Source organism: Cellulomonas septica (genome assembly GCF_012396155.1).
In the GTDB taxonomy this organism is placed as follows: domain Bacteria; phylum Actinomycetota; class Actinomycetes; order Actinomycetales; family Cellulomonadaceae; genus Cellulomonas; species Cellulomonas septica.
This window is the reverse complement of the sequence record NZ_JAAXOY010000059.1, coordinates 1-9,667: the sequence shown is the minus strand read 5'-3', so window position 1 is coordinate 9,667 and position 9,667 is coordinate 1. Positions and strand designations below refer to the sequence as shown.

Genomic DNA, 9,667 nt, shown 5'->3' with positions numbered 1-9,667 from the left:
GCGGGCCGCGAACGTCTTCCAGGGCACCGTGCCGCTGGACGACGACGCGACCTCGGCTCCCGACTGGGACCGGCTGCCGCTGCTCCCGATGCACGACTCGGCCGCGTTCCAGCTCCGCTGGGAGGCCGACCACCTGACGGCGTACGTCGTCGCGTCGGGCGGATGCCCTCGTCGGCGTCGACGGTGACGGGGTCGCCGCGGCGCTGCGGGACGGGGACCGGCACGATCTCCTCCGCGAACACCCCCGACGTCACGGCGGCGGCGGCGCGCAGGTGGCTCGCGAGCGCGACCTCGTCCTGCGCGAACCGCGTGATGCCGAGGGCCGCGTTGCCGCGCTCGGTCGACGCGCCCATGGACTCGCCGTCGAAGGCGTCGGTCAGCCCGTCGCGGGCGAGCGAGTCGACGGCCGTGATGTCGCCGTAGGTCCAGCCGCGGCGGGAGCCGGGCAGCAGGTGCGGCGCGAGGCTCATCGACTCCTGGCCGCCCGCGACGACGACGTCGGCCTCGTCGCAGCGGATCAGGCGGGCCGCGTCGATGATCGCGGTGAGGCCCGAGAGGCACACCTTGTTCACGGTGGTCGCCGGGACCGTCCAGGGCAGGCCGGCGAGGTGCGCCGCCTGGCGGGCGGGGTTCTGGCCCGAGCCCGCGAGGACGACCTGACCCATGAGGACGGCGTCCACGGCGGTCGGACGGATGCGTGCGCGCTCGACGGCTCCGCGGATCGCGGCGGCGCCCAGCGTCGCGGCCGTCAGGGTGGACTGCGCGCCGCCGAGGCGCGTCATGGGCGTGCGGGCGAACGAGACGAGCACCGCGTCGCGACCGGTCATGTCAGCACCATCTCCCGCACGTCGTCGCTGGTCAGCAGGGGGACCGCGGAGGTCGCGGCGACGACGTCGGACACGCTGACGCCGGGGGCGCACTCGCGGAGCACGAGGCCGTCCGGGGTCACGTCGAGGACGGCGAGGTCGGTGATGATCCGGTCGACGACACCCACGCCCGTCAGGGGCAGGGTGCACGACGGCAGGATCTTCGCGGAGCCGTCGCGCGCGACGTGCTCCATCAGGACGACGATGCGGCGGGCACCGTGCACGAGGTCCATCGCGCCGCCCATGCCCTTGACCATCTTCCCGGGGATCATCCAGTTGGCGATGTCGCCCCCGGCGGAGACCTGCATCGCGCCGAGGACGGCGACGTCGACCTTGCCGCCGCGGATCATGCCGAACGACGTCGCCGAGTCGAAGAACGACGCGCCTGGCGACAGCGTGATCGTCTCCTTGCCGGCGTTGATGAGGTCCGGGTCGACCTCGTCGTCGGTGGGGTAGGGGCCGACGCCGAGCACGCCGTTCTCGGACTGGAGCACGACCTCGACGCCGGGCGGCAGGTGGTTCGGGACGAGCGTCGGCAGGCCGATGCCGAGGTTGACGTAGGCGCCGTCGGGCAGCTCGCGGGCGGCGCGTGCCGCCATCTGCTCACGCGAGAGCGTCATGACGCACCTCCGGCCCGCAGCGTCCGGCGTTCGATGCGCTTGTCCGCGACCTCGGCCTGCGTGAGCGGGACCACGCGGTCCACGAAGACGCCCGGCAGGTGGATCGCGTCGGGGTCGAGCTCGCCGACGGGCACCAGGTGCTCGACCTCGGCGATCGCGACGCGCCCCGCGGCCGCGCAGAGCGGGTTGAAGTTCCTGGCCGACCGGTGGAAGACGAGGTTGCCCGCGTGGTCACCCACCGCGGCGCGGACCAGCGCGAAGTCCGCCGTGATCGCCTCCTCGCGCACGAACTCGTGCTCCTCGCCGCGCACCGTGAACCGCTCGACGGGCTTGGGCGGCGACGCGACGGCCACGCCGCCGTCGGCGTCGTACCGCCAGGGCAGACCCCCCTCGGCGACCTGCGTGCCGACACCGGTGCGCGTGTAGAACGCGGCGATGCCGCTGCCGCCCGCGCGCAGCCGCTCGGCGAGCGTGCCCTGCGGCGTCAGCTCGACCTCGAGCTCGCCCGCGAGGTACTGCCGCGCGAATTCCTTGTTCTCGCCGACGTACGACGCGACGACCCGCCGCAGCCGCCGCTCCTGGAGCAGCAGCCCGAGGCCCCAGTCGTCGACGCCGCAGTTGTTGCTCACGACCTCGAGGTCCTGCGTGCCGGCGTCGAGCAGCGCGCGGATCAGCACGCTCGGGATGCCGCACAGACCGAACCCGCCGACGGCGAGCGTCGCGCCGTCGGGGATGTCGGCCACCGCGTCGGCGGCCGAGCGGACGACCTTGTCCATCGTGCCCCTTCCTTCGTCTGGGCCGGTGCCCGTGCGTCAGACCATCGCGAGCACCGACGCGGGCCGGGCCAGAACGCGGCCGACGTCGGCCACGAAGCGCGAGGCCTGCTCGCCGTCGACCACGCGGTGGTCGAACGAGACCGTGAGCGTCAGCACGTCGCGCAGCGCGACCGCGCCCTCGTGCTCCCACGGCTGCCGGCGGACCGCCCCGACCGCGACGATCGCCGACTGGCCGGGCACGAGGATCGGCGTGCCGCCGTCCACGCCGAAGACGCCGACGTTGGTGATGGTGAGCGTGCCGCCGGACAGGTCGGCGGGCGTCGTGGTGCCCGCACGGGCCGACTCGGTGAGGGCGCGGAGCGCGTCGGCGAGGTCCGGCAGGCGCAGCGTGTCGGCGTCGTGGACGACGGGGACGAGCAGCCCGCGCGGTGTCGCGGCCGCGATGCCGAGGCCGACGTGCGCGTGGCGGACGATGTCGCCCGCGGGCTCGTCCCAGCGCGCGTTGAGGTCCGGGTGGTCGCGGACGGCGAGCGTCACGGCCTTCGCGACGAGCGCGAGGGGCGTGACACGGTGGCCGTCCATCGCCCGGTCCGCGCGCAGGTCGGCGAGCAGCGCCGTCGTGGGCGTGACGTCGACCGTGAGGAACACCGACGCGTGCGGGGCGGTGAACGCGCTCGCGACCATCGCGGCCGCCGTCTGCTTGCGGACACCCGTGACGGGGACGCGGACGTCCTGCGACGGGGGCGTCGCCGGGCGCGCGTGGGCGGCAGCGGACGACGACCGGTCGCCGGTGCCGAGGATCGGGTTGGTGAAGAACGACCCGGCGCTCCACGTGTCGTGGTCGGCGGCGTCGAGCACCATGCCCTTGCGTCCGCGCAGCTGGAGCACGGCGGCCCGCACGTCGAGGATCGGCGCCCGCTCCCCCACGCCGACGCCGAGCGTGCGCGCGAGCTCCGGGTAGCGCACGGCCTGCGCGAGCGTGCCCTGGCGCAGCTGGAACGTCACGTCGAGGACGACGTACCGCGGGGTGGGGCCCCACGGTGCGCGCGGGTCGTCGGGGTCGGCCGCGGTCGGCCGCATCGACCGCTTGAGCAGCGACGTGCGGTAGCCGAAGCGCAGGTCGACGAGCGGGAGGGTGCGGACCTTGCCGCGGCTGCGGTCCCAGACCCGCACGGTCGCGATGGTCTCGGACACCTCCTGCCCGTACGCGCCGACGTTCTGCACGGGCGTCGCGCCGGTCGAGCCGGGGATGCCGGACAGGGCTTCGAGGCCGACCAGCCGGTGCGTCACGGCGTGCTCGACGACCTCGTCCCACGGCGTGCCCGCCGGGACGGTGTACGTCACGCCCGCGCACGCGGAGTGGTCGGGCACGTCGATGCCGGTGCGCACGTCGCGCACGACGACGCCCTCGAAGCCCGCGTCGGCGACGAGCAGGTTGGAGCCGCCGCCGACGACGAGCAGCGGCTCGCCCGCGTCGTCCGCGGCGCGCACGACGTCGATCAGCTCCGCCTCGGTCGTCGTCTCGACGTAGCGCGCCGCCGGCCCGCCGACCCGGAGGGTCGTGAGCTCGGCGAGGGCGGGGGTCGTCGTCGGGGTCGTCACGTGCTGCACGCCGCCCAGGCTAGACCGCGGCGTCGGGACGCTTCGCGTCGGCGGGCTCGACGGCGTCGCCCGCCTGCGCGGCCGACGGGCGGGGCAGGGGCGCCGCCGCGTTGACGACGAGCAGGCCCAGGACGACGGGGACGAGGATCACGAGCAGCGCGTTGCGGTAGCCGACGTGCTGCGCGAGCAGGCCGAGCAGCGGCGGACCGGCGAGGAACGCGCTGTAGCCGATGGTCGACACGACGCTCACGCGCGGGGCGGCACGCAGCGGGTCGTCGGAGGCGGCGCTCATGCCGACGGGGAACCCGAGCGCGGCACCGGCGCCCCACGCGATGACGCCGACGAGGGCGAGCCACAGCTGGCCGGCCAGGGCGAACGTGAGGAGGCCGACGATCGCGAGCACCGCGCACAGCCGCAGCACGACGACGCGGCCGTACCGGTCGAGCAGCGCGGTGCCGAACCAGCGCATGCTCGTCATGGCCCCCACGAAGACGCCGAAGGCGAGCGCGCCGAGCGCGTGCGAGGTGTCGAAGCCGTCGACGACCGCGAGGCTGACCCAGTCGTTCGCGGAGCCCTCGGTGAGCGCGGCGGCCAGCACGACGAGCCCGATGAGCAGCGTGCGGGGCTCGAGCCACGCCGCGAGCGCACCGCGCGCGCCGCGCGGGGCGGAGTCGTCGGTGGCGGCGTGCGGGTGCTCGGACCCGGCGGGGAGGAACGCGCGGACGGCGAACGCGACGACGACGACCGACACGGTGACCGCGATCGGCACGTGCACCGCGACCGGCACGTGCAGCAGCGCCGCGAGCGCGGAGACGCCCGCCGCCCCGACCGTCCCGAACGAGAACCCGGCGTGGTACCGCGGCATGACGGTGCGACCGAGCTCCTGCTCGACGGCGGCGCCCTCGAGGTTCATCGCGGCGTCCCACACGCCCGTGCCGACGCCGTAGAGCACCATGCCGACGACGACGACGGGGACCTGCCCGGCCGCGACGCCGAGCGCTGCGACGGTCAGGCCGAGGCCGTTGAGGATGCCGGCCTTGCTCGTCGCGTAGTCGAGCAGCGGCGGGCTCGGCTGCTGCGCCTGGATCGAGCTCGTGTTGATGATCGACGACCCGGGCTGCATGTGCGGCACCGCGGCCTTGGTGATCCAGAACAGCGCGTACAGGTTCGTCTTGAAGACGCGGTCGAGCTGCTCGGTGGTGATGCCGAGCAGGCCGTCCTCCTGCGCCATCTGGTAGGCCGCGTTGTTGACGAGGACGTCGATCCCGCCGAGCTCGCGCACGGTCGTCTCGACGAGCTCGACGCACGTCTGCTCGTCCTGGATGTCGCCGGGGGCGTGCACGGCGCGTTGCCCGGCCTCCTCGACGAGGCGAGCGGTCTCCTTCGCGTCCTCCTCCTCCTCGGGGAGGTAGGACAGCACGACGTCGGCGCCCTCCCGGGCGAACGCGAGCGCGACCGCCCGGCCGATGCCGGAGTCGGCGCCCGTGATCAGCGCACGCTTGCCCGCGAGCCGGTCGGCGCCCTTGTACGACGTCTCGCCGTGGTCGGGCTGGTGGTCCATCTGCTCGGTGAGGCCGGGGTGCGGGATCTGCTCCGCGCCCTGGGCCTCCTCACCGGGCTGCTGCGAGCGGGGGTCCTGGGGGGTGGTCTGGTCCGTCATCGGTCCATCGTCGGCACGCGCTTCCGCGGAGCGCCACCGGAACGGGTGTCCAGGTGCGGCGCCCCGAGCCTCGGGCGCCGCACCCGCGCTCACTCGTCCGCCGTCACCGCGGCCGCGAACTGGCTCGCGTACAGCCGCGCGTACGCGCCGTCCGCGGCCAGCAGCTCGTCGTGCGACCCCTGCTCGACGATCGACCCGTGCTCCATCACGAGGATGGTGTCGGCGTCGCGGATGGTCGACAGGCGGTGCGCGATGACGAACGACGTCCGACCGGCGCGCAGCGCGTTCATCGCCTGCTGGACGAGCACCTCGGTGCGGGTGTCCACGGACGACGTGGCCTCGTCGAGGATGAGGATCGCCGGGTCCGCGAGGAACGCGCGCGCGATGGTGAGCAGCTGCTTCTCCCCCGCGGACACGTTGGCGCCCTCGTCGTCGACCTTCGTGTCGTACCCGTCGGGCAGCGTCCGCACGAACCGGTCGACGTGCGTGGCCTGCGCGGCCGCGACGATCTCCTCGTGCGTCGCGGAGTCGACGCCGTACGCGATGTTCTCCGCGAGCGTGCCGCCGAACAGCCACGTGTCCTGCAGCACCATGCCCATCTGCGAGCGCAGATCGTCGCGCGTGAGGTCGCGCGTGTCCACGCCGTCGAGCGTGATGCGGCCGGAGTCGGCGTCGTAGAACCGCATGAGCAGGTTGACGAGCGTCGTCTTGCCCGCGCCGGTGGGCCCGACGATCGCGACGGTCGCGCCGGGCTCGGCGACGATCGACAGGTCGTCGATGAGGGGCTTGTCGGGGTCGTAGCGGAACGCGACGTGCTCGAACGTGACGCGCCCGCGCACCGGCCGGTCGAGCACGGCCGCGGGCGACGGGTCCGGCGTCTGCTCGGGTGCGTCGAGCAGCTGGAACACGCGCTCGGCCGACGCGACGCCGGACTGCAGCAGGTTCGCCATGGACGCGATCTGCGTGATCGGCTGCGTGAACTGGCGGCTGTACTGGATGAACGCCTGCACGTCGCCGATGCTCATGGCGCCCGACGCGACCCGCAGCCCGCCGACGACCGCGACGACGAGGTAGTTGAGGTTCGCGAGGAAGCCGAGCGCGGGCTGGATGATCCCGGAGATGTACTGCGCCTTGAACGACGCCTGGTACAGCGCCTCGTTGCGCTCGTCGAACGTCTGCGCGGCCTCGTGCTGGCGGCCGAAGACGGTCACGAGCGCGTGCCCGGTGAACATCTCCTCGATGTGCGCGTTGAGCTTGCCCGTCCACGCCCACTGGTCGATGAACTGCGGGCGGGACCGCTTCGCGATGGCGCCCGCCACCATGACCGACGCCGGGACGGTGACGAGCGCGACGACCGCGAGCAGCGGCGAGATCCAGAACATCATGACGAGCACGCCGACGACCGTGAGCACGGACGTGATGAGCTGCGACAGCGTCTGCTGCAAGGACTGCGCGACGTTGTCGATGTCGTTGGTGACGCGGCTGAGCAGCTCGCCGCGCGGCTGGCCGTCGACGTACGACAGGGGCAGACGGGACAGCTTCTGCTCGACGCGCTCGCGCAGCCGGTAGACGGTCCGCTGCACGACCCCCGCGGTGATGCGGCCCTGCAGCCAGCCGAACAGGAACGACCCGACGTAGATGACCACGACGACGAGCAGCAGGTTGCGCAGCTGCGTGAAGTCGACGCCCTGCCCGGGCACGACGTCGGTGCCCTGGAGCATGTCGGCGACCTGGCCCTGGCCCTCGGCGCGCAGGCCGTCGATGGCCTGCTGCTTGGTGAGGCCTGCGGGCAGCTGACCGCCGATCCAGCCGTCGAAGATGAGGTTGGTCGCGTTGCCCAGCAGCTTGGGGCCGATGACCGCGAGCACGACGGACGCGACCCCGAGCACGATCACCGCGACGAGCGGGACACGCTCGGGCCGCAGCTCGGTGAGGAACCGCCGGCCGGAGCCGCGGAAGTCCATCGACTTCTCGCCGGGCATGCCCATGCCGCCCATCGGGCCGGGACCGCCGCGCGGGGGCCGGCGCGGCACGGCGACGGCCTGCCCGGGACGGGCCGTGGGGACCGCCGGGTCGGCGGTGGGCGCGGGACGCTCCTGCTCGCTCACGCCGCGTCCTCCGCGCTGACCTGCGAGTAGACGATCTCGCGGTACGTCTCCGACGTCTCGAGCAGCTCGTGGTGGGTGCCGACGCCGACGACGGCGCCCTCCTCGAGCACGACGATGCGGTCGGCGTGGCGGATGGTCGCGACCCGCTGCGCGACGACGAGGACGGTCGCGTCGCGTGTCTCGGGGACGAGCGCGGCGCGCAGGGCCGCGTCGGTCGCGTAGTCGAGGGCCGAGAACGAGTCGTCGAACAGGTAGACGTGCGGGCGTCTGACCAGTGCCCGGGCGATGGCGAGCCGTTGTCGCTGACCGCCCGAGACGTTCGTGCCGCCCTGGCTGATGGGCGCGTCGAGGCCCTCGGCCAGCTCCTCGACGAACCCGCGCGCCTGCGCGACCTCGAGCGCGTGCCACAGCTCGTCGTCGGTCGCACCGGGCCGCCCGAACTCGAGGTTGCTGCGCACGGTGCCCGAGAACAGGTACGGCTTTTGCGGGACGAGCCCGATCTGCGTCCACAGCACGTCCGGGTCGAGGTCGCGGACGTCGACGCCGTCGAGCAGGACGGCACCGCCCGTCGCGTCGAACAGGCGCGGGACGAGGTTGAGCAGCGTCGTCTTGCCGGAGCCGGTCGAGCCGATGATCGCGGTCGTCCGCCCGGGCTCGGCGACCAGGTCGACGCCGTGCAGGACCGCCTGCTCCGCCCCCGGGTACCGGAACTCCACGCCGCGCAGCTCGACCAGCCCGGGCCGCGACGTCGGACCGACCGGGAGCCCGACGGGCTTCGCCGGCGGCTCGACGCTCGTCGTCGTCGACAGCACCTCGCCGATGCGCTCCGCGGACACCACGGCCCGCGGGAACATCACGAACATCATCGTCGACATCATGACCGCGACCAGGATGTAGGCGATGTAGGACAGGAACGCGGTGAGCGCCCCGATCTGCATCTCCCCCGCGTCGACGCGCTGCCCGCCGAACCACAGCACCCCGACGCTCGTGACGTTGAGCACGAGCATGACGGCCGGGAACATCAGTGCCATGAGCCGGCCGACACGCAGCGACGTGTCGAACAGGTCGGTGTTCGCGGCGGCGAACCGCTGCGACTCGCGCTCCTCGCGGACGAACGCCCGCACGACGCGGATGCCCGTGATCTGCTCGCGCAGCACGCGGTTGATCGCGTCGATGCGCTTCTGCATGGACCGGAAGTACGGCACCATCCGCACGACGATCGCCGCGATGACGGCCGCGAGCACCGGGACGGCGAACAGCAGGATCCCGGACAGGCCGACGTCCTCCTGCAGCGCCATGACGACACCGCCGACCAGCATGATCGGCGCGACGATCATGAGCGTGAACGTGAACAGCACGACCATCTGGACCTGCTGCACGTCGTTGGTGGTCCGCGTGATGAGCGTGGGGGCGCCGAAGTGGCCGATCTCCTGCGCCGAGAACGTCTGCACGTGGCCGAACAGCCGGCCGCGCACGTCGCGACCGAAGGCCATCGCGGCCTTCGCGCCGAAGTAGACGGCGGCGACCGCGCACACCACCTGGACGAGGCTCACGGCGAGCATGACGCCGCCGAGCCGGAGGATCTGCGTCGTGTCGCCCGTGGCGACGCCGTCGTCGATGATGCGGGCGTTGAGGCTGGGCAGGTAGAGCGTGGCGAGCGTCTGGACCAGCTGCAGGACGACGACCGCGACGACGGCGGAGCGGTACGGCCTCAGGTGGTGGCGCAGGAGCGTGACGAGCACGGGACCTTCTCCCTGGTCGGGCGGAGGTCGGGCTCTCGTGCACCGTCGTCCGCTCTGGCGACGCTAGAACTCCCGGCTTGCCCCGGACAACGGCAAAGGGCCCGTGTCGTGCCCGCGTTCGCCGCAGGCGAAGAGCCCCGCGGCGGCTGCCACGGGGCTCTTCGGGAGGTGCGGTCGGTCCCGCGCTGGTCGTCCGACCAGGGGCTGCCTGGCCGTCAGGCGGTCGGCTCCTCCGGGGCGGGCGGCGTGGCCGGCTTCTGCAGCGGCGGCGGCACCGCACCGCCGCCCGGGCG

8 protein-coding genes are annotated in these 9,667 nt (G+C 73.4%); 1 reads left to right on the top strand and 7 read right to left on the bottom strand.

Features of this window, described 5'->3' with window-relative positions; genetic code table 11:
- The 7 genes from HGA02_RS04365 to HGA02_RS04335 form a co-directional block, all read right to left on the bottom strand.
- A partial coding sequence (locus tag HGA02_RS04365; protein WP_484482041.1) for a thiolase family protein occupies positions 1 to 827 on the bottom strand: 827 nt, incomplete at its 3' end.
- Positions 824 to 1,486, bottom strand: coding sequence for a CoA transferase subunit B (locus tag HGA02_RS04360; protein WP_168677937.1), 663 nt, complete (start codon positions 1,484 to 1,486; stop codon positions 824 to 826). The genes HGA02_RS04365 and HGA02_RS04360, both read right to left, overlap by 4 nt.
- Positions 1,483 to 2,262 (bottom strand): CoA transferase subunit A, encoded by a 780-nt coding sequence (locus HGA02_RS04355; protein WP_168677935.1) that lies wholly within the window; start codon positions 2,260 to 2,262, stop codon positions 1,483 to 1,485. Before HGA02_RS04355 ends, HGA02_RS04360 begins: the two co-directional genes overlap by 4 nt.
- A 36-nt stretch (positions 2,263 to 2,298) precedes the next feature.
- Positions 2,299 to 3,864, bottom strand: a complete 1,566-nt coding sequence (locus tag HGA02_RS04350) for a UDP-N-acetylmuramate dehydrogenase (protein ID WP_425483027.1) — start codon at positions 3,862 to 3,864, stop codon at positions 2,299 to 2,301.
- A gap of 19 nt (positions 3,865 to 3,883) precedes the next feature.
- Positions 3,884 to 5,524 carry an SDR family NAD(P)-dependent oxidoreductase gene (locus tag HGA02_RS20760; protein WP_246247416.1) on the bottom strand — a complete coding sequence of 547 codons (1,641 nt, stop codon included), beginning with the start codon at positions 5,522 to 5,524 and terminating at the stop codon, positions 3,884 to 3,886.
- Between the two features lie 89 nt (positions 5,525 to 5,613).
- On the bottom strand, positions 5,614 to 7,632 hold the full coding sequence (locus HGA02_RS04340) for an ABC transporter ATP-binding protein (RefSeq protein ID WP_425483026.1): 2,019 nt from the start codon (positions 7,630 to 7,632) through the stop codon (positions 5,614 to 5,616).
- Entirely contained in the window at positions 7,629 to 9,374 is a 1,746-nt protein-coding gene (locus tag HGA02_RS04335; RefSeq protein ID WP_168677932.1) for an ABC transporter transmembrane domain-containing protein, read from the bottom strand. The genes HGA02_RS04340 and HGA02_RS04335 overlap by 4 nt, the downstream gene beginning before the upstream one ends.
- Positions 9,375 to 9,482: 108 nt before the next feature.
- Between HGA02_RS04335 and HGA02_RS20335 the strand changes: the two genes are divergently transcribed.
- Positions 9,483 to 9,667: hypothetical protein (locus HGA02_RS20335; RefSeq protein ID WP_210728154.1), on the top strand; the 185-nt coding region annotated here is incomplete at its 3' end.

Coding starts and splice junctions, on each gene's coding strand:
- HGA02_RS04360 (WP_168677937.1), bottom strand. CDS start 1,486: ATGACGCTCTCGCGTGAGCAGATGGCGGCACGCGCCGCCCGCGAGCTG.
- HGA02_RS04355 (WP_168677935.1), bottom strand. CDS start 2,262: ATGGACAAGGTCGTCCGCTCGGCCGCCGACGCGGTGGCCGACATCCCC.
- HGA02_RS20760 (WP_246247416.1), bottom strand. CDS start 5,524: ATGACGGACCAGACCACCCCCCAGGACCCCCGCTCGCAGCAGCCCGGT.